Here is a 25,669-nt window from a genome sequence, read left to right as displayed (position 1 = left end):
GTCACCCGCCGTGCCGCGCCCCGGCCACCACGTCGTACGGCGGGTCCTGCTCCAGGTAGAAGTGCTCCCCGGGCGGCGTCCGCAACCGGAACGGCCCCCGGGTGACCTCCCGCCAGGCCGCCGTCTGCGCCACGCTCACCCGGGGGTCCTCGGTGCCCACCAGCGCCGTGACCGGGCAGGACAGCGGCTCCGCGGGACCGCGCCCGTAGGCCGAGAGCATCCGGAAGTCGGCCCCGATGTAGGGCACCACCAGGTCCAGGAACGCCGGATTGCCCAGCAGCTCCGGGTCGGTGCCGCCCAGTTCGAGCAGCGTCCGCACGACCGCGGCCTGGTCCCAGGCGGCCGCCGCCGCGGCGTCGGGAACGTGCAACTGCGGGGCACGGGCGCCGGAGGCGTAGAGGTGGTCCACGGTGCAGCCCGCCGCCTCCAGGGCCCTGGCCACCTCGTAGGCGACGGTCGCCCCCATGCTGTGGCCGAAGAGGGCGAGCGGGCGGGCGTCGTCGGCGGCCAGCAGCTCCGCCGCGATCTGCTCCGCCACCGGCCCGATCGCGGTGGCGGGCGGCTCCGCGAACCGCTCGGCGCGCCCCGGATAGCACACCGCGTGCACCTCCAGCTCGTGCAGCGCCTTGCCCCAGCCGCGGAAGAAGTAGGGCGAGCCGCCGGCGTGCGGAAAGCACACCAGGCGCCGTTCGGCGAAGGGTCTCGGTTCCACGACCTGCGTCCACAACATGCTGCCCCCAGGGGTCGTCACTCGCGCCGGCACCCACCGGTGCCCGGACGAGGCTGTCGGGCCGCGCTGACGCCCCGCTGACAGGGCGGCCCCGCCAGGGGTGTCAGCCGCCTGTCAGGGTGGCCCGCCAGCATGGACCGTACGGGAGCGTCCGCCCGGAGCGGCCGGCGTTCCCCGCACGCCTCCGCCTCCCCTCGAAGGAACCCTCGCCTTCTCCCGAAGGAACCTCGTGTCCGCCCGCGAACCCAGGAGCACCATGCCTCCGGCCACCTCGACGTACCCCTCGATCACCGAGGCGACGATGATGCCGCGCCTCATCAGGATCGGCCCCAACCTCTACGGCGCCGTCTTCACCCTGATGAAGCTGCTCCCCGCCCACTACATACTGCGACGCGCCGAGGAGCGGGGTGAGCTGGGGGACGACACGGTCGTCGTGGAGACCACCTCCGGCACCTTCGGACTCGCCCTGGCCATGCAGGCCGCCCTGATGCGGCGGAAGCTGATCCTGGTCAGCGACCCGGCCATCGACGCCAACCTGTACCGCAGGCTCACCGACCTCGGCGCGCGCGTCGAGATCTGCCGGGAGCCCGCACCGGTCGGCGGCTTCCAGACGGCCCGGCTCGACCGGCTCGCCGAGATCCGCGCCGGACTTCCCGACAGCTTCTGCCCGGAGCAGTACAGCAACCCGGACAACCCCCGCTCGTACGGCACGGTCGCCGACCAGCTGCGGCGCACCCTCGGCACCGTCGACTGCCTGGTCGGCCCGGTCGGCTCGGGCGGATCCATGTGCGGCACCACCCGCGCCCTGCGCGCCCACACCCCGCACACCGTCGCCCTCGGTGTCGACACCCACCGCAGCGTCCTGTTCGGCCAGCCCGACGGCCCGCGCGAGCTGCGCGGACTCGGCAACAGCCTGTGGCCGGCCAACCTCGACCACCCGGTCTTCGACGAGGTGCACTGGCTGTCCGCGGCGGAGGCCTACGCCAGCACCCGGGCACTGCACGCCCGGCACGCCCTGTTCCAGGGCCCCACCAGCGGCGCCGCCTACCAGGTCGCCCGCTGGTGGGCCGACCGCAACCCGGACCGCACGTGTGTGGTGATGCTCCCCGACGAGGGCTACCGCTACCAGGCCACGGTCTACGACGACGCCTGGCTCGCCGCGGGCGGCCACACGGCCGCGGACCGGCCCGCCGAACCCTCGCGGGTCACCGACCCGGGGGCGGTGGGGGAGCGCTGGTCCCGGCTCGTGTGGCGACGGCGGTCCTACGACGCGGTACCCGGCGCCGTCCCGCGCGCCGCCGCGCCCGGTGCCGCGCTCCCGGAAGGGGCCCTGTCGTGAGCGGCCGCGGCGAGGACACCGGCCGCCTCACCGGCACCCTCGCCCCCCGCACCCGCCGCATCGTCTACGGCGAGCAGAGCCCCGGCGAGATCCGCCGCGAACTCGAACCCATCACCACCGTCGACCTCGCGCACGTGGTGATGCTCGCCGAGAACGGCCTGCTGCCGGGCGAGGCCGCCGCCCGGCTCATCGACGCCGTACGGCGGCTGCGGGCCGGCGGCTTCCGGGAACTGGAGGGCCTGGACGCCCCGCGCGGCGCCTACCTCATGTACGAGGGCCACCTCTCCGCCGAACTGGGGCCCGACGTCGGCGGCAGGCTGCACACCGCCCGCTCCCGCAACGACATCAAGGCGACCGTGACGGCGATGCGGCTGCGCGACGAACTGACCGGCCTGCACGGGGAGCTGATGCGTCAGCAAGGCGTACTCCTGGCCCGCACCCGCGCGTACGCCCACGTCGTCATGCCCGTCTACACGCACTTCCAGCCCGCGATGCCCGTCACCTACGGCTACTACCTGGCGGGCATCGCCGCCGCCCTGGACCGGGACCTCGCGGCGCTGCGGCACACGGTCGGCGAACTGGACCGCTGCCCCCTGGGCGCGGGCGCCGTCGCCGGCACCGACCTGCGGGTCGACCCGGAGCGCACCGCCGTCCTGCTGGGCTTCTCGGCACCGCCGCTGCACGCCACCGACGCGGTCGGAGCCCGCGACACCCTGCTGCGCGGGCTCGCCGTGACCGCGTCCGCCGCGGTCACCCTCAGCCGGCTCGCCACCGACCTGCAGCTGTGGAGCACCCAGGAGTTCGGCTTCGTCGACTTCCCCGAACGGCTCGTCGGGGGCAGCTCCGCGATGCCGCAGAAGCGCAACGCGTTCCTGCTCGAACACGTCAAGGCCAAGGCGGCCCTCGCCATCGGCGCGTGGACGGCGGCGGCCTCGGCGATGAAGTCGACCCCGTTCACCAACTCCATCGAGGTCGGTACGGAAGCCGTCTCCGCGGCCTGGCCGGCCCTGGCCGCCGTGCGGGACGCGATCCTGCTCGGCCAGGTCCTGGTCTCCGGGGCGCGCCCGGCCGCCGAGCGGATGGAGGCCCGCGCCAAGGAGGGCTTCGTGACAGCCACCGTCGTCGCCAACCGGATGGTCGCGCAGGGCGTCCCGTTCCGTACGGCGCACCACACCGTCGGCACCGCCGTGCGCAGGGCGGTCGAGTCCGGCGCCACCGAACTCGCCGCGCCGACGCCCGAGGGACCGCGGACACCCCCTGCCGCACTGCACGAGGTGGTCGCGCAGCTGAACCGCGGCGGCGGCCCCGGGGAGTGCGGCAAGGCGCTGGACACCCTGCTCGGCCGCCTGGGCGAAGAGGCGGACTGGGCCGCCGCCCACCGCGCCCGGCAGCGACAGGCACGCCGGCGACTGGACGCCGAGGCACAGGCGATCGTGGCGCGGTACGCGCCGGGAGGCACCCGATGAACGGCACCTGGATGGCCTTCGTGGAGAGCAACACCACGGGAACGGGACGGGAGTTCTGCGCCGCCGCACGCGCCCGCGGCCTGCGGCCCGTGCTGCTCGCCCGCGACCCCGGACGCTACCCCTACGCCGCCGAGGACGCCGTCGACACCCGGCTCCTGGACACCTGTGACCCGGACGCCGTGCTGCGCACCCTGACCGGCCTCGCCGCGGACGGCGGCCTCGCGGGCGTCACCTCCAGCTCCGAGTACTACGTCGCGACGGCCGCCCGCGCCGCCGCGGCGCTCGGACTGCCCGGACCCGACGGTGCCGCGGTGGCGGACTGCCGCGCCAAGGACGTACAGCGGGAACGGCTCCGCCAAGCGGGGGTGCCGGTACCGGCCTTCGAGGCCGTCGCGGACGCCGCGGCGGCCGTAGCCGCGGCCGAGTCCCTCGGCCACCCCGTCGTGCTCAAGCCGGTCAGCGGCTCGGGCTCGGTCGGCGTACGCCTGTGCCGCGACGCGGACGAGTCCCGCCGGTGGGCCCGGCGGCTCCTGGACGACGGCACCGACGCCCGCATCCTGGTGGAGGAGGCGGTGCACGGGCCGGAGTTCTCCGTCGAGACCTTCGACGGCGAGGTCGTCACGGTGGTCGCCAAACACGTGGGCCCGACACCGTACTTCGTGGAGACCGGCCACGACGTCCCCGCCGCCGCCCCGCCGTCCACGACCCACGCCCTGGGCGAGACCGCGCTGCACGCCCTGTCCGCGCTGGGCCTCGGCTGGGGGGCCGCCCACACCGAACTGCGCTGGTCCGCGGGCGGCCCGGTCGTCATCGAGGTCAACCCGCGCCTGGCGGGCGGCATGATCCCGGTCGCCGTGCGGGCCGCTCTGGGCGTGGACCTGGTCGACGCGGTGGTGGCCCGTGCCGCGGGCCTCCCGGCCGCCGCGCCCGAGCCCGGCGCGGGCCACGCCGCCGTGCGCTTCGTCAGGGCCACCCACGAGGGCCGGGTGAGGGCCGTACGGGGACTGCGCGCGGCATCGGCGGCCCCCGGGGTCCTCGCCGCACGCGCGACCACCGCACCCGGCCGCGACCTGCGCATCACGCACTCGTTCCAGGACCGGCTGGCCTGCGTGGTGGCCGCGGCGCCCGCCCCGCTGCAGGCCGTCCGCCGCGCCGTGGCCGCCGCGGATCTCATCGAGATCGACGTGGCGCCCGTCCCCGCCCCGCACCCATCACGAGAGAGGGCCGCCACCCCATGACCGCGACGAGCCACTCCGGCCGGGCCCCCGACGAAGCCCGCCCGCACACCCCGGAGTTCACCACCGCCGTCCCGCGCTGGCGCGCCCCGCACGCGGGCGGGCCCGGCGTCGGCACCCACCGGAGCGACATCCCTCGCGACCTGGTCGACGGCCTGGAGCACACCGCCCGCGCCCTCGGCACCGACCTGCCCGTCCTCCTGCTCACCGCGCACGCGCGCGTGCTGGCCACCCTCACCTCCGAGCGCGGCGTCGTCTCCGGATACGTACCGCCGGAGCGGGGGGCTTCGCCGCGCGCCCTGCGGCTGACCGTCGACCCCTCCACCTGGGCCGGGCTGAGCGAGGCCGTCGCCGCCGCACCGCAGGCGACGGCCGGGGCGCCCGATGCCGCGCCCGATGCCGCGCTCGACGCCGTGCTCGACCTGACCGGGCTCGCCACCGGCACCCCCGGCACCGGCCCGGGGCCCGTGCTGCGGTTCGCGTGGGCGCGGAACCCCGGCGGCCTCACCCTGCACGTGACGTACGACCTCGGTGCCTTCGACGGCCACCACGCCGCACGCCTCGCCGGATACCAGCGGGCCGCCCTGCGCCTGCTCGCCGAGGACCCGTCGGCCCGTCACGACCGCCGGAGCCTGCTCTCCCCGCAGGAGACCGCGACACAGCTCTACGAACTCGCCGGTCCCCGCGTCGACCTGCCCGCCCTCACCTTCGTGGACCTGTTCCGGCAGCAGGCGCGCAAACGGCCCGACGCCCCCGCCGCCGCCCACGGCGACCGGACCTGGACCTACCGGGAGCTCGACGCGCGCTCCGACCGCGTCGCACGGCTGCTGACCGCGGCGGGAGCGGGCGCCGAGGACGTCGTCGCCGTCGTCATGGACCGCACCCTGGACTGGATCGCCGGCGCCATCGGCGTACTCAAGGCGGGCGCCGTGTACCTCCCGATGCCGGGCGGGCTGCCCGTGGAACGCGTGGCCGTCCAACTCCGGGAGTCGGTCTGCGTGCTGGCCCTCACCGACCGCCGCTGCGAGAGCGTCGTGCGCAAGGCCGCCGCCGAACTCGAGGGCAACGGGCCCGCGGTCGTGACCATCGAGGGGACGGCGACCGGCCCCGACGGCCCGCTGCCCGAACCGCCCGCTCCCGAACAGGCCGCCTACATCTACTTCACCTCGGGCTCCACCGGCGCCCCCAAGGGCGCCCTGTGCGAGCACGCGGGCCTGCTGAACCACCTCCGCGCGAAGATCGGCGACATGGGGCTCGCGGCGGGCCGGGGCCAGGTCGTGGCGCAGACCGCGTCCGCGGGCTTCGACATCTCCCTGTGGCAGTTCGCGGCGCCGCTGGTGGCCGGCGCGACCACCCGCATCATCGACACCGACGTGCTGCTCGACGTCTCCGGGTTCCTCGACGAACTCGTCGACCGCAGGGTGACCGTCGCCCAGACCCTGCCCGCCTACCTGGACGTCCTGCTGCGCCACCTGGAGCGCCACCCGCGCGATCTCGGCGCCCTGCACACCCTCTCCGTCACCGGCGAGGTCCTCGGTCTTGAACTCGTCCGCCGCTGGTTCGCCGCCCACCCCGGCATCCGCCTCGTCAACGCCTACGGCGCCACCGAGGTCTGCGACGACACCATGCACGAGGTCCTGGACGGCGTCCCGGGGCGCGGCTTCGTGCCGCTCGGGCAGTCACTGCCGAACGTCAACACCTACGTACTCGACCACAACCTGGAGCTGGTTCCCCTCGGCACGACCGGCGAGATCGCCTTCTCCGGCGTCTGCGTGGGCCGCGGCTACATCAACGACGAGGAACGCACCCGGCAGTCCTTCGTCCCCGACCCCTTCCGCGCCCACACCCGCATGTACCGCACCGGGGACTTCGGCCGCTGGCTGCCCGACGGCCGCCTGGAGTTCCTGGGCCGCCACGACGAACAGGTGCGGATCCGCGGCTACCGCATCGAGCTGGGCGAGATCGAGCACCACCTGGCGACCATGGCGGGGGTGCGGGACGTCGCGGTCGTCATCGACGGCGGCCCCGGCGCCGCCCGCACCCTCGTCGCCTTCCTCACCACGGACGAGACGGACCCGGCCACCCACGACACGGCCGCGCGGGCCCGCGACTTCCTCGCGGGGCTGCTGCCCGACTACATGGTGCCCACCTACTGCCACCGGCTCGAACGGCTCCCGCTGACCGCCAACGGCAAGGTCGACAAGACGGCCCTGGCCGAACTCGCCGGCACCCTCGGCCACGGCGGTGCCACCCGCACCGCTCCGGCCACATCCGAGGAACGGCGTCTCGCCGTGGCCTGGGCCGAAGTGCTCGGCGTCCCCCTGGAACGGATCGGCCGGAACGACAGCTTCTTCGCGCTCGGCGGCACGTCCCTGGCCGCGGCGCGGCTCCTCGTCCACCTCGGCCGCCGGCTGACCCTCGCCACCCTCGTCGCCCACCCGGTCCTCGCCGACCTGGCCCGCGCCCTCACCCGCGGCCACCCCGGCGCGTCCCGGCGCCCGCACCGGCGCAGGCTGCTGCATCCCCTGCTTCCGGTGCGCAGCCCGCACCACACCCTGGTCTGCTTCCCCTACGCCGCCGGGAACGCGGTCAACTACCGTGCGCTCGCACGGGAACTGGAGCGCGACGGCATCGCCGTGTACGGGGCCGAACCGCCCGGCCACGACTTCGCCGACCCCGACGAACCCCTGCTCGACGTGCCGGAACTGGGCCGCCGCGCCGGCGACGAGATCCTCGCCCGCATCACCTCGCCCGTCCTGCTGTGGGGCCACGGCACCGGCGCCGCCGCCGCCTTGGAGACCGCGCGGCTCCTGGAGGCGGCCGGCCGGCCCGTCGAACGCCTCTTCCTCGGCGCCCAGCTGCTGCCCGACGCGGCGGTGCTGCGGGCCGAACTCGCCGAACTGGCGGCCCTGGACCGGCGCACACTGCTCGGCCGGCTGCGCGGCGGCCACGCCTACGTGGAACTGGACGGGTACCAGCCGGAGCGGGCCGAGGTCGCCGACCGTGCCTACCGACACGACGTGGACACCTCCCACCGGCACCTCATCCGGCTCCAGGAACAGCCGCGGCCGCACCGCCTGGCCGCCCCCGTGGACGTCGTCGTGGCCCGCGACGACCCGCAGACCGCGCAGGCGGCGCGTGCCGTCGGCGCCTGGCGGGCCCTCGCCGAGCGCGTCACGCTCCATGAACTCGACGACGGCGGACCCTACTTCGTCGCCACCCGGCCGGCCCTCAGCGCGGCCCGGATACGGGCGGCGACCACCCGCACGCCCGTGCGGGACAGACCCGTCGAGGACAGGAGTCGCACGTGACCACGACCGACTACCGCCAGGTGGCCGCCACGGGGGTCAGCACCGCCTTCGGCACCTTCGGTGAACTGCTCCAGGGCGCGCTGCCCGAGGAGGACGGAGACTTCCTGGTCACCCTGCCGGTGGCCCGCTGGTCCACGGCCCGCTTCGTCCTCACCCCGGACCGCGCGCGGGTGACCGTGGAACCGGGGCACAAGAAGAAGGCGCTGCGGCTGGCCGGGATGATCCTCGACGACGCCGGAAGACCCGGCGGCGGGACGCTGGTCATCGACAGCACCCTGCCCGAGGGCAAGGGCCTGGCCAGCTCCTCCGCCGACCTGGTGGCCACGGCACGGGCCGTCGCCAACGCCCTGGGCGAACCCATGCCGCCCCGCCGGATCGAGTCGTACCTGGCCAGGATCGAACCGACCGACGGCGTCCTGTACCCGGCGATCGTCGCCTTCCACCACCGCAGCGTGCGGCTGCGCGCGGAACTCGGCTCGCTGCCCCCCATGACGGTCGTCGGCATCGACGAGGGCGGCGCCGTCGACACGGTCGCCTTCAACGCCATACCGAAACCGTTCACCACGGCCGACCGGCGGCAGTACGCCCGCCTCCTGGACCGCATCACGCGCGCGGTGGCCCGCCGCGACCTGGCCGAGGCCGGCCGGGTGGCCACCGAGAGCGCCCGGATGAACCAGGTACTGCGCCACAAGAGGTCACTGGAGCCCATGATCCGCGTCTGCGAGGACGTCGGCGGCCTCGGCGTCGTCGTCGGACACAGCGGCACCTCGCTCGGGATCCTGCTGGACACCACGGCGCCCGACAGCGCGGGCCGGCTCGCCGCCGCCGCGCAGCGGTGCCGGGAGCTGGAGGGCAACGTGACGGTCTTCCACACCCTCAGCTTCCACTGAGCCGCAGGGGGGTCCACCAGTCGGTGGACCCGAAGTTCAACCGGTCGCCGCTGTCGGCACCACACCCCGGACGAAGAGCATGGATGCCATGAAGAATCTCACCGTACGCATGGCTCGTTGGAGCGCCGTCCACCCCTGGCGGGGCATCGTCGGCTGGTTCGTGTTCGTGGTCCTGTGCCTCGGCGTCGGCATCTCCGTCGGCACCAACGAGGCGAGCACCGAGGACTTCCGCATCGGAGAGGCCGGACGCGGCGAGGCGATCGCCGCCGACGGCGGATTACAGCAGCGCCCCGTCGAACACGTCCTGATCACCGCGAAGCCGGGCACCGGAAAGATCGACATCGCCGCCGCCGACTCGGCCGCCGCCGACGTCGCCGCCCGGATGGCGGCGCTGCCCGAGGTGCTCACCGTCGAGGACCCGGTACGCAACGCGGACGGCACGGCGGTGCGGGTCTCCGTCACCATGAAGGCCCCGGAGCGGGAGGGCAAGGACCACGTCGACCCGCTGATCGAGCAGACCGAGGCCGTGCAGAAGGCCAACCCCTCGCTGCGCGTCGAGGAGACCGGATCGCCGTCCATCAGCAAGGGCGTCGACAAGCTGCGCGGCGACGACCTCGCGCGCACCGAGATGATCGCCCTGCCGGTCACCCTCGTCACCCTGCTGCTGGTCTTCAGCTCCGTGGCCATGGCCCTCGTGCCGCTGCTGCTCGCCCTGTCCTCGATCGCCGCGGCCGTCGGCCTGTCGATGGTGGCCTCGCACGTCTTTCCCGACAACGGCATCGGCATCAACATCATCCTGCTGATCGGCCTCGCCGTCGGCGTCGACTACACGCTCTTCTACCTCAAGCGCGAACGTGAGGAGCGGGCCCGCGCGGGCGGCAAACTGAGCCCGCAGGCCGCCGTCGAACTCGCCGCCGCCACCTCCGGCCGGGCCGTCGTCGTCTCCGGTCTCGCCGTCGCCGTCTCCAGCGCCACCCTCTACCTCGCCGACGACGTCATCTTCTCGTCCATCGCCACCGGCGCGATCGTCGTCACCCTCGTCGCCGTCGTCAGCTCCCTGACCGCACTGCCCGCCCTCCTCGCCAAACTGGGCATGCGTGCCGAGCGCCGCGCCGAGCGCCGGGCCGCCCGGGGGCTCGCACCGAAGAAGCAGAAGACGCACCTGGCCGGCCCCGGCCGCCTGACCGCCGCCGCGCTGCGCCCCGTCGGCAAGCACCCCCTGGCCACGCTCACCGTCGCCGTGGCCGCGATGCTCGCCCTCGCCGCCCCGGTCCTCGGCCTCAACCTCACCGACATGGGCCGCGAGACACACTCCCGCACCATCGAGGCCATGCAGGTCTACGACCGGCTGAACGCGGCCTACCCGGAGCTGAAGGCCATGCACCAGGTCGTCGTCCGCGCCGACGCCGACCGCTCGCCCGAGGTGACCGCCGCCCTGCGCGAACTCGCCGCCGACGTCAAGGACGACCCGCGACTGAGCGGCGACTCCCGGCTCAGCACGTCGCCCGACAAGCGGATCAGCATGCTCCAGCTGCAGGTCCCGCACCACGTCAGCAGCGACGAGGCCCAGTCCTCGCTCAAGGACATCCGCGACACGTACCTGCCGGACACCGTCGGCCGGGTGCAGGGCGCCGAGACCGCGGTGACCGGTGACGTCGCCCGCTACGCCGACTACCCGGTCCACCAGGAGAAGAAGCTGCCGCTCATCCTCGGCGCCCTGCTCCTGGTGACCTTCGCCATGACCGTGTGGGCGTTCCGCTCCGTCGTCCTCGGCCTGGTCGGCATCGTCCTGAACCTCCTGTCGGCCGCCGCCGCGCTCGGCGTGCTCGTCATGGTCTTCCAGCACACCTGGGCCGAGGGCCTGCTCGACTTCACCTCCACCGGTTCGATCGGCGCCCGCGTCCCGCTGTTCCTCTTCGTGATCCTGTTCGGCCTGTCGATGGACTACCAGGTCTTCGTGATCAGCCGGATCAGGGAGGCCGCCCTGCGCGGAGTCCCGACCCGCCAGGCCGTGATGGAGGGCATCGGCAGCTCGGCGAGCGTGGTGACCAGCGCCGCCGTGGTCATGGTCACGGTCTTCGCCAGCTTCGCGGCCCTGCACATCATCGAGATGAAGCAGATCGGCTTCAGCCTCGCGGTCGCCGTCCTCCTGGACGCCTTCGTCATCCGCATGCTGGTCCTGCCGTCCATGATGCTCCTGCTCGGCGGCGCCAACTGGTGGCCCTCGCGGGCGGTGCGCCGAGCCCTGCGCAGCACCGAACCGGCCCCCCGCACCCTGGAGTCGGTAAACTGATCGACTCGACCGTCGGCCCCGCAACTCCCTTGTGAGCGAGGTGACTCACCGTGGCTCAGTGGCAGCAGCAGCCGGGCGACCGGCTCGTTCCGGACCGCATCCGCGGATGGTATTCGGCAGGCTGGCTCCTGTTCGGCCTGCTGCCCCCGGCCGTCGCCGTGTTCGACGCGTCGCCGGCCCGGAGGTACTGGGTCCTCGGCCTGCTCGCCCTGATCGCGCTGTGCCACCTCGCCCTCATCGGCCGGCCGGACAACCCCGTCCTGCGGCCCCGCACCTACCTCGCCGTCCTCGGCCTCGTCCTCGGCGGGACGTCCTACCTGCTGGACGGCGGGGCCGCCTTCTACCTGGTGTCCCTGCCGCAGTTCTGGCTCTTCGCCCGCACCCCGCGCGACGCGGGCACGCTCAGCGGCGCCGCCGCCGTCCTCACCGTCCTCGGCAGCACGCTCGGCCAGGGCTGGAGCCCCCAGTTCCTCACCGGCAACGTCGTGCTCACCATGGTCGGCTACGGCGTCGGCCTGGGCCTGGGCCTGTGGGTGCACCGCTTCGTCGGCCAGAGCAACGAACGCCAGGAGCAACTGACCGCCGAACTCGCCGTCACACAGGAGGAACTGGTGGCCGTGTACCAGCAGCAGGGCGCGGCCGAGGAGCGTGAACGGATCGCCCGGGAGATCCACGACACCCTCGCCCAGGGCTTCGCCTCCATCGTGGTGCTCGCGGAGGCCGCCCGCGCCGCCACCGTCACCGACCCCGCACGCTGCGTCGAACAGCTCACCTCCATCGAGCAGACCGCGCGGGAGAACCTCGCCGAGGCCCGGGTGCTCGTCGGCTCCGCCCCCGAGAGCGGCGTCGCACCCGGTTCCCTGGCCACCACCCTGCGCCGGACCCTGGACCGCTTCGTCCAGGACACGGGCCTGACCGTCACCGCGGAACTGCGCGACATGGAACTGGACCAGCGCACCCGCGTCGCTCTGCTGCGCTGCACCCAGGAATCGCTCGCCAACGTGCGCAAGCACTCGGGCGCCTCCACCGTCGGCGTCATCCTCACCGAACTCGCCGGTGTCGTCGAGCTGGAGATCACCGACGACGGCTGCGGCTTCCTCGTCGAGGAGTCCCACGGCTTCGGCCTCGACGGCATGCGCCGGCGGCTGGCCGAACTCGACGGCGAACTCGCCGTCACCAGCTCCCTCGGGGACGGCACCCGTATTCTCGCCAGCCTTCCCACGCACAGTCAGGACTGACCATGACCGACACCGCAAACAGCCGGATCCGTGTGGTCGTGGTCGACGACCACGCCGTGATGCGCGCCGGCGTCATCGCCCTGCTGACCAACGAGCCCACCATCGAGATCGTCGGCGAGGCGAGCGACGGCCGCGAGGGCGTGGGTCTCGTCGAGCGGCTCGCCCCCGACGTGGCCCTGGTCGACCTGCGCATGCCGGTGCTCGACGGGGTGGCCGCCACCACCGAGATCGTCGCCCTTCCCGTGGCCACCCGGGTGCTGATCCTCACCACCTACGACACGGACGCGGAGATCGAACGAGCCGTGGAGGCCGGCGCCCTCGGCTACCTCCTCAAGGACACCACCCGCGAGCAGCTCGCCGACGCCATCCGCTCGGCGGCGCGCGGTGAGACGGTCCTCGCGCCCAAGGTCGCGGAGCGGCTCGTGGCCCGGATGCGCCGCCCCGAGCCGGTCGCGCTCACCGCCCGCGAACTGGACGTGCTGCACGCCGTCGCCGACGGCCTGTCCAACGCCGAGATCGGCCGCCGCCTGGTCATCGGCGAGGCCACGGTGAAGACGCACCTCCTGCGGGTCTTCGCGAAACTCGACGTCAGCGACCGCACGCGCGCCGTCGTGGTCGCCCTGGAACGCGGACTGCTCGTGCGCTCCTGAGCCCGTCCGAGGTTCGGCAACCCCATAGGTGATCCACATCCTGCTCGCCTATGCTCCACAGCGGGGACGGGGCTGCGCGAGAGGGGATTCGAACATGACGTACCGTCACACACCCTTGCGCGAGGCGGTCGAGGACCCTGGGCAGCCGGAGGAGGCGCCCGGCAGCAGCGGTACCCTCCCCGCCCCCCGACTGGGCCGGTTCGTGCTCCTCGCGGCCCTGTTGTGCTACTCCAGCATCACCCTGCTCAACATCCTCAGCTCACACTCCTCCGTCGTCGCGGTGGCCGCGGCGACCCTGTGCCTGCTCGGCATCCTCGGACTTCAGGTGCTGCACTCCAGACCCGGTGCTCACCTCGCGTCCAGCCGCCAGAAGGCCCTGACCCTGGGCGTCCAGGCACTTCTGACCTACCTCCCCCTCCTCGTCTTCAGGACGCAGTGGGGCTCGATGGCGGGATTCCTCGCGGGCTCCCTCCTGCTCCTCCTGCCGCCGCGGCAGGCCTGGCTCCTGTACGGGGTGGTGGGCGCCTCGATGCTCGCCCCGCCCCTGCTCGTCGACCTGCCGGTGGTCGAGACGTTCTACTACGTCCAGTCCACCCTGCTGACCGGTCTGGTGATCTTCGGCCTCACCCGGCTCGCCGACCTGATCCGCGTCCTGCACGAGACCCGCGGTGAACTGACCCGCGTCGCGGTCACCCAGGAACGCCTCCGGTTCGCCCGCGACCTGCACGACCTGCTCGGGTACAGCCTCTCGGCGATCACGCTCAAGGGCGAACTGATCCACCGCCTGCTGCCCGCGCACCCGGCCCGGGCCAAGTCCGAGGTCAAGGACGTCCTCACGATGTCCCGCCAGTCGCTGGCCGATGTGCGCATCGTGGCCAGCGGCTACCGCGACATGTCCCTCGAGGACGAGGTCGGCTCGGCCCAGTCCGTGCTCAGCGCCGCCGACGTGCGCGTCGTCGCGCGGGTCCGGACCGGGCGGCTGGACCAGGAACTGGAGACCGTGTTCGCGACGGTGCTCCGCGAGGCGGTCACCAACGTACTGCGCCACAGCCGCGCGACGTTCTGCGAGATCGCCGCCGAACGGGAGGCCGGCCAGGTGCGGCTGATCGTCGTCAACGACGGTGCGGCGAAGGGCCATCGGGACCCCTCGCCGCACAGCGGAAGCGGCCTGGGCAACCTGCAGACCCGGCTGCGCGCCGTCGACGGCAGCCTGAGCGTGGAGCAGAACGACGACGGAACGTTCCGGGTCGTGGCCCGCGTCCCCGAACAGCGCAGTCCCGGCGGCGCGGCCGACGCGGAGTGGGAAGGCCGGGCGGGCGACAGCCAGTCGGCGGCGTGACCCGGTCGGCGGCGTGACGACGAACTGTTTGCGCTCTCAACGGGGTTGATAAGCTGCCGCGACGGATCGCTGTGCCAAAAGGGGGGCGCGCCGCGATGATTCGGATATTGCTGGCCGAGGACATGAACATGGTCCGGGGGGCGCTGGTGGCGCTTCTGGGTCTGGAGAGGGATCTGGAAGTCGTCTGCGAACTGGAGCGTGGGGACGAGATCATCGACGCGGCCCTCAGGGTCAGGCCCGACGTCGCGGTGATCGACATCGATCTGCCGGGCCTGGACGGTCTGAGCGCCGCCGTCCAGCTGCGGGAACGCCTGCCCAGCTGCAAGACGCTCATGCTCACCAGCCTCGGCCGCCCGGGCACCCTGCGCCGGGCGCTCGCCGCCGAGGTGCACGGCTATCTCCTCAAGGACGAGTCACCGGCCGAACTGGCGCACGCCATCCGGCGGATCGTCGCCGGACACCGGGTCATCGACTCGAAGCTGGCGCTCGCCTCGTGGGGCGGTGCGCAGAGCCCGCTGACCGAGCGGGAGACGGAGGTGCTGCGCCGTGCGGCGGAGGGCTCCGAGGCCAAGGAGATCGCCTCCGCCCTGCACCTGTCCACCGGGACCGTGCGCAACTACCTCACGACGGTGGTCACCAAGCTGAACGCCCGCAACCGGGTCGACGCGATCCGCATCGCCCGGGACGCCGGCTGGCTGGTCTGACGCCGGCGGTTCATCCGCCGTCGTACGTGGCGCTGCCGTACGCGGTGTCGCCGGGGGCGGCGTCGTCCACGGGCGGCGCCATGCCCGCCGCCGCCAGATAGCGGAGGATGCCCTCGGTCACGTGCAGCGGCAGCGGCAGGTCCGCCTTCGCCCGGTCCGGGGTGACCGGCCAGGCCAGCATGGCCACCACGAGCGCGGCCTCGGGCCGGTGCAGCACGACCCGGTGCGGACAGTCGTCGGCCTCCAGCGAGAGCCCGGAGTCCATCATGGTCAGGACCATCCCGCGCGGAAGCCGCACCGCCCGCTGCCCCGGCAGCCAGACCAGGGGCAGGGGCGCGTCCGGCGTCAACGGCAACACCGACAGCAGCGGGCCCCGCAGATCCTCCACCCCGAGGGTGCGCACCACCAGGTGGGACAGCCGGCTCAGCACCGGAAGCAGGACCTCGGTCAGGTCGACGTGCGGTTCGGCGACGTTGGCGAGGACCACGGGCCCCAGCTCCATCCGCCGCAGCACCTCCCGTACCTCGGGCCCGGGACGGTCCACGCAGTCCAGGCCCCAGCGGCTCTTGAGCACCACCTGGTCGTGTCCTTCGTCGTGCTCGACGGTCACGTCCTCGGTCAGCGACCAGAGGTGGACCGTGACGACGTCAGCAGGCGTGTCCGGCATTGCCTGCCCTCCTTTCGAGGGGACCTGCCGCCCACTAGAACGCGGTCAGGGTATAGGACGGGGCGTCAAGGAGCGGCTCACCGGTCAGCACCCAGCGGTGCAGCTCCTGGAGCCGCCGTGACGGCTCGATCCCCAGCTCGCGCACGGACGCCTCACGCAGCCTCCGGAACGCCTCCAGAGCCTGTGAGGGGCGCCCGCTGCGGTAGAGCGCGACGATGAACTGCGCGTGCAGGTTCTCCTGCAACGGATGCAGGGTGGTGAGCGCGGTCAGCTCGCTGACCAGGTGCACGTGCTGACCGAGCCGCAGCTCGGCGTCGATGCGCGACTGGACGGCGGCCAGCCGTACCTCGTCCAGCCGCAGTGCCTCCGCCCGCAGGGCGCCCGACGAGCGCACGTCGCTCAGGGCCTGCCCGCGCCACAGGGTGAGCGCGTCCGACAGCAGCAGGACACCCTGCCGGTCCTCACCGCGGCCGATCGCCTGCTCACCCTCCCGCACCAGACGCTCGAACACCCGGGCGTCCACCCGTACGTCGGGCATGTCGAGCCGGTAGCCGCTGTGCCCACGGCTGAGGACCTCCTTGGGATCGACGCACGGGGTGCGCCGGGAGACGGCGGCGGCGATCCGCTGCCGCAACTGCTTCACATACGTCTGCACAGCGGCCGACGGGCCGGCCGGGGGGCATCCCTCCCACAGCTCCTCGGCGATGGCGGCCATGCTCATCTCCCGCCCGTCGCCGACCGCGAGCAGTGCGAGCAGCCTGCGCTGCTTGGCCGCGCTGGGGACGATGGAGACACCGTCCACCGAGGCCGTGAACGGTCCGAGCAATCCAATGTCCAGATAGACCATGCCAGTTACCTCTTCTCCCGGATGGCGTGAGCCTGGCATCCGGCGCCGGGCGGGCGACAGTGAGGGCACCACGAGAAGGAGGTGAATCCTGCGAGCCCACAGGTATGAGAACTTCATACGCCGCAGGTGGCAGGTGGCAGGTGGCTGAGAACGGTCCTCGAATCCGGCCTGTCCCCTCAGCCGGTCCCCGGCATCACCCGCTCCGCGATCAGCCGCAACTGGGTGTTCACGTCGGCCGCACCGGCGAGGTCCCGTCCCGTGAACGCCCGTACCAGGGCGCGGTCGGTGATCGCGCAGATCATGTGGTTGACGCCGCTGGGCGCGATGTCCCGTTCGATCTTCTCCCGGCACTCCTCGGGCGTGCCCGCGACCGAGAGGCGCTCGGCGATCTCAGGGGTGGTCAGTTCGATGCCGCGGGCCAGGTCGCCCGCGCCGATCGCGTCGACGACCGGCTTCAGTTCCGCCGGATCGACGCCGTTGCGGCGCAGCTGCTCCTGGGGCATGGAGGAGGCGTAGATGCCGACCATGCTGCGCGCCGCCTCCTTGGCGGCCGCCGAGTCGGGTCCGGTGGCGAAGACCACCCAGGCCCCGATGTCCAGCGAACGCCAGTCCTTGCCGGCCCGCTCCGCGCCCGCCCTGATGTGCCGCACCGCGTAGTCGTAGGCCTCGCGGGTGTAGCTCAGGGCGTGGTGGCAGCCGTCCGACAACTCCCCGGCCGCCTCGAAGGACTTCGGGCCCCGCATCGCGCCGAGCTTCAGGGGCAGCCGGTCCTGGACGGGGCGGGCGAAGGTGAACAGGCCGTCGTAGGAGAAGAACTCACCGTCGTACGTGATGGCGCCCTCGTCGAGGAACGTGCGCATCACGTGCAGGGCTTCCTTGACCCGGGACAGCGGTTTGGTGCGGGCCCAGTCGATGCGGTACTGGGCCAGCAGGCCGAAGTTGCCGCTGGACAGGACGCCTTCGGCCCGGCCGCCCGAGAGTTCGTCGAGCGTGGCGAGTGCCTGGGCGATCAGGGTCGGCTCGCGCAGCGTCACCGGGGAGACGCTGGGCCCGAGGCGGATGCGGTCGGTACGGCCGGCCGCCGCGGCGAAGAGGAGCCAGAGGTCCTTGTGCCAGGTCTCGTCGGCGGCGTAACAGGCGTGGAAGCCGAGTTCGTCGGCGAGCCGGATCGACTCCAGGGACTCGGCCAGGGGGTAGTCGGGGAGCATCGCGTAGCTGAACTTCACGAGCGCCAACCTCCGTTGTGGGGAACGGTGCTCTGCCGCTACCGAGGATGTGAGTCCGGGCTGCGGCTGTCCAGAGACCGTGACTTCGAAATTTTCGGAAGAATGATCCCTTCTTTCTGACAAGTGTGGGGAGGGGATTCTGGATGCCGTGTGTCGCCGTGGGTTGAGGGGTGCATGAACTGCAATTTCCTCTCCAGGAAAGCATCCTGTGGGACGTCGAAGGTTTCGAAACTTCTACCGAAACTGTTGACGCTTGATGGGTGCAGGTCAACACTGTCGCCGTTGTCCGAACCCGCAGGAGAGGAACACCCCCCATGAACCTGCTCGTCCAACCGAGGCGCCGCAGACGCGGTTCCGTCACCCTGCTCGTCAGGAGCGCGTGGGCCGTCGCGCTGGCGGCGCTCGCCGCGCTGATGCTGCCGGGCACCGCCCAGGCCGACACGGTCGTCACGACCAACCAGGAGGGCACCAACAACGGCTACTACTACTCGTTCTGGACCGACAGCCAGGGCACCGTCTCCATGAACATGGGCTCCGGCGGTCAGTACAGCACCTCGTGGCGCAACACCGGCAACTTCGTCGCGGGCAAGGGCTGGGCCAACGGCGGGCGCAGGACCGTGCAGTACTCGGGCAGCTTCAACCCGTCCGGGAACGCGTATCTCACCCTCTACGGGTGGACGGCCAACCCGCTCGTCGAGTACTACATCGTCGACAACTGGGGCACCTACCGGCCCACGGGCGAGTACAAGGGCACCGTCACCAGTGACGGCGGCACCTACGACATCTACAAGACGACCCGCGTCAACAAACCCTCTGTGGAGGGCACCCGCACCTTCGACCAGTACTGGAGCGTGCGGCAGCAGAAGCGGACCGGCGGCACCATCACCACCGGCAACCACTTCGACGCGTGGGCGCGGGCCGGGATGCCGCTCGGCAGCTTCAACTACTACATGATCATGGCCACCGAGGGCTACCAGAGCAGCGGCAGCTCCAACATCAACGTCGGTGGCACGGGTGGCGGCGACGACGGTGGTGGCGACGACGGTGGTGGTGGCGGTGGCGGGTGCTCCGCCACGCTGTCCGCCGGGCAGAAGTGGGGGGACCGGTACAACCTCAATGTCTCCGTCAGTGGGGCCAGCGACTGGACGGTGACGATGAACGTGCCGTCTCCGGCGAAGGTCATGTCGACCTGGAACATCAACGCCAGTTATCCCAGTGCGCAGACGCTGACCGCCAGCTCGAACGGCAGCGGCAACAACTGGGGTGCCACCATCCAGGCCAACGGCAACTGGACCTGGCCCTCGGTGTCCTGCAGCGCGGGCTGACCGCCCCCCCCCACACGAGAAGTGAGGAGGAACCACTCGCATGCGCACCAGACCACGTCCGTCATCACGCCCCTTGCGCAACCTGGTCAGCGGCGTCGCCGTCACCGCGCTCGCCGCCGCGGGCACCGTGGTGGCCGGCGTCGCCCCCTCGCAGGCCGCCGCCTGCAACGGCTACGTCGGGCTCACCTTCGACGACGGCCCCTCCGGCACCACCCAGTCCCTGCTCAACGCGCTCAGGCAGAACGGGCTGCGGGCCACCATGTTCAACCAGGGCCAGTACGCCGCCCAGAACCCGTCCCTGGTCCGGGCCCAGGTCGACGCCGGCATGTGGGTCGCCAACCACAGCTACACCCACCCGCACATGACCCAGCTCAGCCAGGCCCAGATGGATTCGGAGATCTCCCGGACCCAGCAGGCCATCGTCAATGCCGGCGGCGGTACGCCCAAGCTGTTCCGGCCGCCGTACGGCGAGACCAACGCGACGCTCCGGTCGGTCGAGGCCAAGTACGGGCTGACCGAGGTGATCTGGGACGTCGACTCCCAGGACTGGAACAACGCCAGTACCGACGCGATCGTGCAGGCCGTCTCACGGCTCGGCAACGGCCAGGTCATCCTCATGCACGACTGGCCCGCCAACACGCTCGCGGCCATACCGCGCATCGCCCAGACCCTGGCGAACAAGGGACTGTGCTCCGGCATGATCTCGCCGCAGACCGGCCGCGCGGTCGCTCCCGACGGCAGCGGCGGCGGGGGAGGAGACGGCGGGGGCGGTGGCGGCGGCGCCTGTACCGCGACGCTGTCCGCCGGGCAGAAGTGGGGCGACCGGTACAACCTCAACGTCTCCGTCAGCGGCGCCGACGACTGGACGGTGACGATGAACGTGCCGTCCCCGGCGAAGGTCATGTCGACCTGGAACGTCAACGCGAGCTATCCGAGCGCGCAGACGCTGACCGCCAGGTCCAACGGCAGCGGCGACAACTGGGGTGCCACCATCCAGGCCAACGGCAACTGGACCTGGCCCAGCGTGTCCTGCAGCGCGGGCTGACCGATCCGGCCCTCCGCCCCCGGTCCGTACCCGTCGACACGGCTCACGGGTACGGACCTTCGGTCACTCACTCACCCAGCGACCGCCCCGCCACCCGCGCCAGGTGCCGCCCGAACACCTCGCGCGCCTCGGGCGTCAGCGTCCGCAGGGCCACCAGCGCCGTGATCACGACGTCGCACAGCTCCGCCTCCACGTCGTCCCAGGTGTGCGTGACACCCTTCCTCGGGTTCTGGCCGGTCGCGCCGATCACCGCCTCGGCGACCTCGCCGACCTCCTCCGACAGCTTCAGCATGCGCAGCAGCAGGCCCTCCCGGCCGCCGAGGGGCTGGTCCGCCTCCAGCCACTGCCACAGGGCGTCGACGGTGGTCCAGAGGTCGGCCCGCGGGCCGTCCGGGTGGTCGCTCATGTGGAGCAGCGTGCCACGTTCCCCGCGGGCGTCAGTCGAACAGCGTCTCCTGCCGCCCCTCGGCCGCCCTGCGCAGCCGCCTGTTCCGCGCCCCCACGACCACCGTCGTGGCCGCCGCCGTCACCGCGAAGGCGGCCGGGACCATCCAGTTCCGGTTGACCGCGTGACCGAGGGCGTGGTCGAGGGAGAGCCGGCCGGGGCCCGAGACCGCGAGGCCCGCGGCCGTCAGGCCGAGGGAGACGGCGTACTCGTAGCCGCCCGCGTGGGCGAAGAAGCCGTTCGGGGCGTGCACCGCCGCGGCGCCCGCCATGGCGCCGACCGCCGCCGCGCCCGCCGCCGGAGTGGCCAGTCCCAGCGCCAGCAGTGTCCCGCCACCCGCCTCCGCGAGACCCGCCGCGGTGGCACTGGCCCGGCCCGGCGCGTAGCCCATGGCCTCCATGGCCCGGCCGGTCTCGCCGATGCCGCCGCCGCCGAACCAGCCGAGCAGCTTCTGCGTGCCGTGCGCGGCCAGGACCCCGCCGGTACCCAGGCGGAGCAGCAGCAGTCCGAGATCCCGCCGGTCACAGCACTTCACGTCGACTCCCTCGCGGACGGTGGCGGCTCCTCCGCCCACCGTCGCGCGACCGCGGCGTCCGGGCCCGTCGCCGGGCGCCGTTCGGGTGGTGGCGGGCGGCGGTGGGCGACGGCGGGCGGTACGTCCGGTGGCGGGGGCGCGGAGCCGGTGTGACGCTGCCGCCATGACGATTCAGACCACGCGACTCAGCGACCCGGCCGTCCGCGCCTTCGTCGCCGCCGTCAACGCCCACGACCGCGAGGCCTTCCGCGCGCTGCTCGCGCCGGACGCCACCATGGCCGACGACGGGGACGACCGGAACCTCGACCAGTGGATCGACCAGGAGATCTTCTCCTCCAACGGCCACATGGAGGTCGACAACGAGTCGAACGGCGGTCGCGCCCTCATCGCCCGCTACCGCAACGACACCTGGGGCGAGATGCGCACCCGGTGGGACTTCACCGTCGACGAGGACGGCCGGATCGCCCGCTTCGAGACCGGGCAGGCGTAACCGGGAAACGGTGCGGCAGCCGTTCCGCCCACCGGTGCGACCGGTGTGGCGGCACGGCTGCCGCCTCCCCCCTGGGTGTGGCCCGTGGAGCGTTGTGGAAGGCCAACGCTTCAAGTGTGAAGTTCTGGTGAAGGGAATTTGAGCATACGAACGTCATCGGCTGCAAGAGCGCGGACCTCGCAATTCCGATTGCACGAATCGGCTCAGCCGCGCCCCACGTACGGCATCGCCGTCGCCATGACCGTCGCGAACTGCACGTTGGCCGCCAGAGGCAGCTCGGCCATGTGCCGCACCGTGCGCGCCACGTCGGCGACGTCCATCACGGGCTCGGGTGCCGTCTCCCCGTTGGCCTGGAGCGCGCCGGTCTGCATGCCGGCCGTCATCCCCGTCGCCGCGTTGCCGATGTCGATCTGGCCGACCGCGATGCCGTAGGGACGGCCGTCCAGCGACAGTGACTTGGTCAGGCCCGTCAGTGCGTGCTTGGTCGCCGTGTACGCCACGGAGAGCGGACGCGGCGTGTGCGCCGAGATCGAGCCGTTGTTGATGATCCGGCCGCCCTGAGGATCCTGTTCCTTCATCTGCCGGTACGCCGCCTGCGCGCACAGGAACGCCCCGTTGAGGTTGGTGTCCACCACGTGCCGCCAGGCGTCGTAGGGAAGGTCCTCGACCGGCACGCCGCCGGGACCGAACGTCCCCGCGTTGTTGAACAGCAGGTCCAGTCGCCCGAACCGGTCGCGCACGGCGCCGAACAGGGCCGCCACGTCCTCCGGGCGCGACACGTCGGCGCGGACGGTGAGCGCCGTGCCGCCGCCCGCCGGTGCCGCCGCGGCCGTCTCGGCCAGGGGCTCGGGGCGGCGGCCGGCCAGGGCCACCGACCAGCCGGCGGTGAGCAGTTCGACGGCGACCGCCCGGCCGATGCCGGATCCGGCGCCCGTGACGACGGCGACCTTCGGCGCTCCGGCGCCTTCCTCGTCGGTGGTTCTCACGGTGTTCATGAGTCCGCAGCGTACGGGTCGCGGAACATCCCGAACTCATCCGTCCGACACGCGATCGCCATGTCCGCGCCAAGCCCGGGTCGTTCCCCGCCCTTCGAATTCCCCTTGCAACCACCGCAAGGGGAGGAACGGATGACACCCGCGAACCACCAGGCCCCGACCCCGGTCCCGGCCCAGTCGCAGTCCTCGCACGCGCCCGAACTCCGCGCCGCCGCCCGCAGTCTGGGCCGCCGCCGCTTCCTGACCGTCACCGGCGCCGCCGCCGCGCTCGCCTTCTCCGTCAACCTGCCGGCCGCCGGCACCGCGAGCGCCGCCGAACTGGACGCCGCGCAGCTGACCGCCGACCCCTTCACGCTCGGTGTCGCCTCGGGCGACCCGCAGCCCGGCTCGGTGCTGCTGTGGACGCGGCTGGCCCCGGTGCCGTACCAGGCCGACAGCGGACTGCCCGCCAAACGCGTCGAGGTGAGCTGGGAGCTGGCCCTGGACGAACGGTTCCGCCGCGTCGTCAGAAGGGGCCGGACCACCGCCCACCCCGAGTTCCACCACACCGTGCACGTCGAGGTCGACCACCTCGCGCCCGGCCACGTCTACCACTACCGCTTCCGCGCGGGCCGGTACGTCAGCCCGGCCGGCCGCACCCGCACCGCGCCCGCGCAGCACAGCCGGGTCGCAGGCCTCACCTTCGGCCTCGTCTCCTGCCAGAAGTACGACCAGGGGTACTACACCGCGTACCGGCACCTGGCCCAGGAGGACGTGGACGTCGTCTTCCACCTCGGCGACTACCTGTACGAGTACGCCGTGAACGCCACCGGCGGCTCCCGCGCCTACCCCGCGGGCACCCTGCCCGCCCACTTCAACCACGAGACGGTGACCCTGGAGGACTACCGCCTGCGGTACGCCCTCTACAAGTCGGACCCCGACCTGCGGGCCGCGCACGCAGCGCACCCCTTCGTCGTCACCTGGGACGACCACGAGACCGAGAACAACTACGCCGACGAGACACCGGAGAACAGCGTCCCGCCCGAGGAGTTCCTCATCCGCCGGGCCGCCGCCTACCGGGCCTACTGGGAGAACATGCCGCTGCGGCGCCCGCAGCTGCCCGACGGCCCGGACCTGCGGCTCTACCGCCGGCTGCACTGGGGACGGCTCGCCCAGTTCGACGTCCTCGACACCCGGCAGTACCGCTCCAACCAGGCCTACGGCGACGGCTGGCAGTTCCCCGGGCCAGAGTCCGAGGACCCGGGGCGTACCCTCACCGGCGACGCCCAGGAGCGCTGGCTGATCAACGGCTGGCACCGGTCGAACGCCCTGTGGAACGTGGTGCCCCAGCAGGTCACCTTCTCCCGGCGGTACAACTCGACGAGCACGCCGTCGAAGGTCTCCATGGACTCCTGGGACGGCTACCCGGCCTCCCGCGAGCGGGTGCTGGCCGGCGCGCAGGCCGCCGGGATCGAGAACCTCATGGTCCTCACCGGCGACGTGCACGTCTCCTACGGCTTCGACATCAAGCGCGACTTCGACGACCCGGACTCCCGGACCCTGGGCACGGAGATCGTCACCACGTCCGTCACCAGCGGCGGCGACGGCGCGGAGAAGCCGTCCAACTGGGACACCCTGATGGCCGCCAACCCGCACCTGAAGTTCTTCAACGGGCGGCGCGGCTACGCCACGGTGTCCCTGGGCCGCGAGTCGGCGCGCGCCGACTTCAAGACGGTGTCCCAGGTCAGCACCGAGGGCGCGCCGCTCACGACCGCCGGGTCCTTCGTGACGGAGGCGGGGGAGCCGGGGCTCACGCCGGCGTGACGACCGGGTCCGCCGCTTCTCCCTGTGCCGTCGATCCCGTTTCGCCCGGGTAGCGGACGCCGACGCGGTCCCGGATCGCGTCGAGCGTCCGCATCACGGCCAGCGTGCCGTCCAGGGGGACCAGCGGCGACTCGGTCTCCCCGGCGCGCAGGGCCCGCATCACCTCCTCGGCCTCGTGCCGCAGGCTCTCCCGGGGGGCGTCGGCCGGGTCGGCGCGGAACTCCTGCGGGTCCCGGCCGGTCCGGTGCAGCACGAAGCGGTCCGGGAAGAAGAAGCCGTCCGGAACGTCGATGCGGCCCTCGGAGCCGGTGATCGAGGCGGAGTTGGGCGTGCCGCCGGTGATGGAGCAGTGGACCGAGGCGAGCGCGCCGCTCTCGTAGGAGAGCAGCGCGCCCGTCTGGAGGTCGACGCCCTCCTCCGAGAGCACCGCCCGCGCCGCGACGTCCGAGGGCTCACCGAGCAGCAGCTGCGCGAACGACACCGGGTACACGCCCAGGTCCAGCAGCGCGCCGCCGCCCTGCGCGGGGTCGCGGAGCCGGTGCGCGGGCGGGAAGGGGCCCGCGAGGCCGAAGTCCGCCTGGAGGCTGCGGACCTCGCCGATCGCGCCGTCGGCGACCAGTTCCTTCAGGCGCCGCACCAGCGGGTTGCAGTACATCCACATCGCTTCCATGAGGAAGACGCCCCGTTCACGGGCGAGCGCGACCAGTTCCCCGGCCTCGCGCGCGTTCAGCGTGAACGGCTTCTCGCACAGCACGTTCCGGCCCGCCTCCAGGCACAGGCCGGCCGCGGTCCGGTGCGCCGAGTGCGGGGTCGCGACGTACACCACGTCGACGTCCTCGTCCCGCGCCAGCGTCTCCCAGCCGCCGTACGCCCGCGGTATCCCGAACCGCTCGGCGAACGCCTTCGCCGACGCCTCGGTCCGCGAGGCCACCGCCACGACCTCCGCGTCCGGCAGATCGACCAGATCCGCCGTGAAGCGCGCCGCCATTCCGCCGGTCGCGAGAATCCCCCAGCGCACCTTCTGCCCGGTCACCGCTGACACCCTGCCCCACCCTCGTTCAGGTTCGTTCAAGTCCGTACGAGCTGAGAGCATAGG

General features: G+C 72.6%; 22 protein-coding genes. 14 read left to right on the top strand and 8 right to left on the bottom strand.

The window, feature by feature from the left end; all coding sequences use genetic code 11:
• Position 1 precedes the first annotated feature (1 nt).
• The gene (locus ACZ7MF_RS35165) at positions 2-712 is read right to left on the bottom strand and encodes a thioesterase II family protein (RefSeq protein WP_471482239.1); all 711 of its coding nucleotides are present in this window, start codon (positions 710-712) and stop codon (positions 2-4) included.
• Positions 713-986: 274 nt separating this feature from the next.
• Between ACZ7MF_RS35165 and ACZ7MF_RS35160 the strand changes: the two genes are divergently transcribed.
• From ACZ7MF_RS35160 to ACZ7MF_RS35115, 10 genes are all read left to right on the top strand, one after another.
• The gene (locus ACZ7MF_RS35160; RefSeq protein ID WP_471482238.1) at positions 987-2,069 is read left to right on the top strand and encodes a cysteine synthase family protein; all 1,083 of its coding nucleotides are present in this window, start codon (positions 987-989) and stop codon (positions 2,067-2,069) included.
• Positions 2,066-3,535: an argininosuccinate lyase gene (argH, locus tag ACZ7MF_RS35155; RefSeq protein WP_471482237.1), complete on the top strand. Its 1,470-nt coding sequence runs from the start codon at positions 2,066-2,068 to the stop codon at positions 3,533-3,535. Before ACZ7MF_RS35160 ends, argH begins: the two co-directional genes overlap by 4 nt.
• Positions 3,532-4,773 carry an ATP-grasp domain-containing protein gene (locus ACZ7MF_RS35150; protein WP_471482236.1) on the top strand — a complete coding sequence of 414 codons (1,242 nt, stop codon included), beginning with the start codon at positions 3,532-3,534 and terminating at the stop codon, positions 4,771-4,773. The genes argH and ACZ7MF_RS35150 overlap by 4 nt, the downstream gene beginning before the upstream one ends.
• A complete protein-coding gene (locus ACZ7MF_RS35145) occupies positions 4,770-8,081 on the top strand; it encodes a non-ribosomal peptide synthetase (RefSeq protein WP_471482235.1) in 3,312 nt (1,103 codons plus the stop codon). The genes ACZ7MF_RS35150 and ACZ7MF_RS35145 overlap by 4 nt, the downstream gene beginning before the upstream one ends.
• Positions 8,078-8,971 carry a GHMP family kinase ATP-binding protein gene (locus ACZ7MF_RS35140; RefSeq protein WP_361014996.1) on the top strand — a complete coding sequence of 298 codons (894 nt, stop codon included), beginning with the start codon at positions 8,078-8,080 and terminating at the stop codon, positions 8,969-8,971. Before ACZ7MF_RS35145 ends, ACZ7MF_RS35140 begins: the two co-directional genes overlap by 4 nt.
• A gap of 88 nt (positions 8,972-9,059) precedes the next feature.
• On the top strand, positions 9,060-11,264 hold the full coding sequence (locus ACZ7MF_RS35135; RefSeq protein ID WP_471482234.1) for an MMPL family transporter: 2,205 nt from the start codon (positions 9,060-9,062) through the stop codon (positions 11,262-11,264).
• Between the two features lie 50 nt (positions 11,265-11,314).
• Positions 11,315-12,502: a sensor histidine kinase gene (locus ACZ7MF_RS35130; protein ID WP_471482233.1), complete on the top strand. Its 1,188-nt coding sequence runs from the start codon at positions 11,315-11,317 to the stop codon at positions 12,500-12,502.
• A gap of 2 nt (positions 12,503-12,504) precedes the next feature.
• On the top strand, positions 12,505-13,152 hold the full coding sequence (locus ACZ7MF_RS35125; protein ID WP_471482232.1) for a response regulator: 648 nt from the start codon (positions 12,505-12,507) through the stop codon (positions 13,150-13,152).
• Between the two features lie 94 nt (positions 13,153-13,246).
• Positions 13,247-14,491 carry a sensor histidine kinase gene (locus ACZ7MF_RS35120; RefSeq protein ID WP_471482231.1) on the top strand — a complete coding sequence of 415 codons (1,245 nt, stop codon included), beginning with the start codon at positions 13,247-13,249 and terminating at the stop codon, positions 14,489-14,491.
• Between the two features lie 95 nt (positions 14,492-14,586).
• Complete coding sequence (locus ACZ7MF_RS35115) at positions 14,587-15,195, top strand: response regulator transcription factor (protein ID WP_471482230.1); 609 nt, start codon at positions 14,587-14,589, stop codon at positions 15,193-15,195.
• A gap of 10 nt (positions 15,196-15,205) precedes the next feature.
• Here the strand turns inward: ACZ7MF_RS35115 and ACZ7MF_RS35110 are convergent, their stop codons facing one another.
• From ACZ7MF_RS35110 to ACZ7MF_RS35100, 3 genes are all read right to left on the bottom strand, one after another.
• Complete coding sequence (locus ACZ7MF_RS35110; protein ID WP_471482229.1) at positions 15,206-15,862, bottom strand: NADH oxidase; 657 nt, start codon at positions 15,860-15,862, stop codon at positions 15,206-15,208.
• 34 nt (positions 15,863-15,896) lie between these two features.
• Positions 15,897-16,709, bottom strand: a complete 813-nt coding sequence (locus ACZ7MF_RS35105) for an AfsR/SARP family transcriptional regulator (protein WP_471482228.1) — start codon at positions 16,707-16,709, stop codon at positions 15,897-15,899.
• 176 nt (positions 16,710-16,885) lie between these two features.
• A complete protein-coding gene (locus ACZ7MF_RS35100; protein WP_471482227.1) occupies positions 16,886-17,935 on the bottom strand; it encodes an LLM class flavin-dependent oxidoreductase in 1,050 nt (349 codons plus the stop codon).
• A gap of 314 nt (positions 17,936-18,249) precedes the next feature.
• On the opposite strand from ACZ7MF_RS35100, the gene ACZ7MF_RS35095 reads away from it, so the two are divergent.
• Entirely contained in the window at positions 18,250-19,260 is a 1,011-nt protein-coding gene (locus ACZ7MF_RS35095) for a glycoside hydrolase family 11 protein (RefSeq protein WP_471482226.1), read from the top strand.
• 40 nt (positions 19,261-19,300) lie between these two features.
• Positions 19,301-20,305: a polysaccharide deacetylase family protein gene (locus tag ACZ7MF_RS35090; protein ID WP_471482225.1), complete on the top strand. Its 1,005-nt coding sequence runs from the start codon at positions 19,301-19,303 to the stop codon at positions 20,303-20,305.
• Between the two features lie 67 nt (positions 20,306-20,372).
• Here ACZ7MF_RS35090 and ACZ7MF_RS35085 read toward each other — a convergent pair whose 3' ends face one another.
• The gene (locus ACZ7MF_RS35085) at positions 20,373-20,711 is read right to left on the bottom strand and encodes a MazG-like family protein (protein WP_471482224.1); all 339 of its coding nucleotides are present in this window, start codon (positions 20,709-20,711) and stop codon (positions 20,373-20,375) included.
• A gap of 31 nt (positions 20,712-20,742) precedes the next feature.
• Positions 20,743-21,285, bottom strand: coding sequence for a DoxX family protein (locus ACZ7MF_RS35080; protein ID WP_471482223.1), 543 nt, complete (start codon positions 21,283-21,285; stop codon positions 20,743-20,745).
• Between the two features lie 163 nt (positions 21,286-21,448).
• Between ACZ7MF_RS35080 and ACZ7MF_RS35075 the strand changes: the two genes are divergently transcribed.
• Positions 21,449-21,775 (top strand): nuclear transport factor 2-like protein, encoded by a 327-nt coding sequence (locus ACZ7MF_RS35075; RefSeq protein ID WP_121711466.1) that lies wholly within the window; start codon positions 21,449-21,451, stop codon positions 21,773-21,775.
• A 203-nt stretch (positions 21,776-21,978) separates the two neighbouring features.
• Here ACZ7MF_RS35075 and ACZ7MF_RS35070 read toward each other — a convergent pair whose 3' ends face one another.
• Positions 21,979-22,770, bottom strand: a complete 792-nt coding sequence (locus ACZ7MF_RS35070; protein ID WP_471482222.1) for an SDR family oxidoreductase — start codon at positions 22,768-22,770, stop codon at positions 21,979-21,981.
• A 132-nt stretch (positions 22,771-22,902) separates the two neighbouring features.
• Between ACZ7MF_RS35070 and ACZ7MF_RS35065 the strand changes: the two genes are divergently transcribed.
• The gene (locus tag ACZ7MF_RS35065; RefSeq protein ID WP_471482221.1) at positions 22,903-24,573 is read left to right on the top strand and encodes an alkaline phosphatase D family protein; all 1,671 of its coding nucleotides are present in this window, start codon (positions 22,903-22,905) and stop codon (positions 24,571-24,573) included.
• Here the strand turns inward: ACZ7MF_RS35065 and ACZ7MF_RS35060 are convergent.
• Positions 24,560-25,606, bottom strand: coding sequence for a Gfo/Idh/MocA family protein (locus ACZ7MF_RS35060; RefSeq protein ID WP_471482220.1), 1,047 nt, complete (start codon positions 25,604-25,606; stop codon positions 24,560-24,562). The two genes, ACZ7MF_RS35065 and ACZ7MF_RS35060, sit on opposite strands and share 14 nt — an antisense overlap.
• Positions 25,607-25,669: the final 63 nt, after the last annotated feature.

Source organism: Streptomyces sp. NPDC111628, from assembly GCF_055635195.1.
Note: the sequence above shows the minus strand (reverse complement) of the source record. Positions and strands in the feature narration are given on the sequence as shown.

Excerpts from the sequence above, each read along its gene's own strand:
- ACZ7MF_RS35160 (WP_471482238.1), top strand. The coding sequence starts at position 987 with ATGCCTCCGGCCACCTCGACGTACCCCTCGATCACCGAGGCGACGATG.
- ACZ7MF_RS35150 (WP_471482236.1), top strand. The coding sequence starts at position 3,532 with ATGAACGGCACCTGGATGGCCTTCGTGGAGAGCAACACCACGGGAACG.
- ACZ7MF_RS35145 (WP_471482235.1), top strand. The coding sequence starts at position 4,770 with ATGACCGCGACGAGCCACTCCGGCCGGGCCCCCGACGAAGCCCGCCCG.
- ACZ7MF_RS35135 (WP_471482234.1), top strand. The coding sequence starts at position 9,060 with ATGAAGAATCTCACCGTACGCATGGCTCGTTGGAGCGCCGTCCACCCC.
- ACZ7MF_RS35125 (WP_471482232.1), top strand. The coding sequence starts at position 12,505 with ATGACCGACACCGCAAACAGCCGGATCCGTGTGGTCGTGGTCGACGAC.
- ACZ7MF_RS35120 (WP_471482231.1), top strand. The coding sequence starts at position 13,247 with ATGACGTACCGTCACACACCCTTGCGCGAGGCGGTCGAGGACCCTGGG.
- ACZ7MF_RS35115 (WP_471482230.1), top strand. The coding sequence starts at position 14,587 with ATGATTCGGATATTGCTGGCCGAGGACATGAACATGGTCCGGGGGGCG.
- ACZ7MF_RS35110 (WP_471482229.1), bottom strand. The coding sequence starts at position 15,862 with ATGCCGGACACGCCTGCTGACGTCGTCACGGTCCACCTCTGGTCGCTG.
- ACZ7MF_RS35105 (WP_471482228.1), bottom strand. The coding sequence starts at position 16,709 with ATGGTCTATCTGGACATTGGATTGCTCGGACCGTTCACGGCCTCGGTG.
- ACZ7MF_RS35095 (WP_471482226.1), top strand. The coding sequence starts at position 18,250 with ATGAACCTGCTCGTCCAACCGAGGCGCCGCAGACGCGGTTCCGTCACC.
- ACZ7MF_RS35090 (WP_471482225.1), top strand. The coding sequence starts at position 19,301 with ATGCGCACCAGACCACGTCCGTCATCACGCCCCTTGCGCAACCTGGTC.
- ACZ7MF_RS35085 (WP_471482224.1), bottom strand. The coding sequence starts at position 20,711 with ATGAGCGACCACCCGGACGGCCCGCGGGCCGACCTCTGGACCACCGTC.
- ACZ7MF_RS35075 (WP_121711466.1), top strand. The coding sequence starts at position 21,449 with ATGACGATTCAGACCACGCGACTCAGCGACCCGGCCGTCCGCGCCTTC.
- ACZ7MF_RS35070 (WP_471482222.1), bottom strand. The coding sequence starts at position 22,770 with ATGAACACCGTGAGAACCACCGACGAGGAAGGCGCCGGAGCGCCGAAG.
- ACZ7MF_RS35065 (WP_471482221.1), top strand. The coding sequence starts at position 22,903 with ATGACACCCGCGAACCACCAGGCCCCGACCCCGGTCCCGGCCCAGTCG.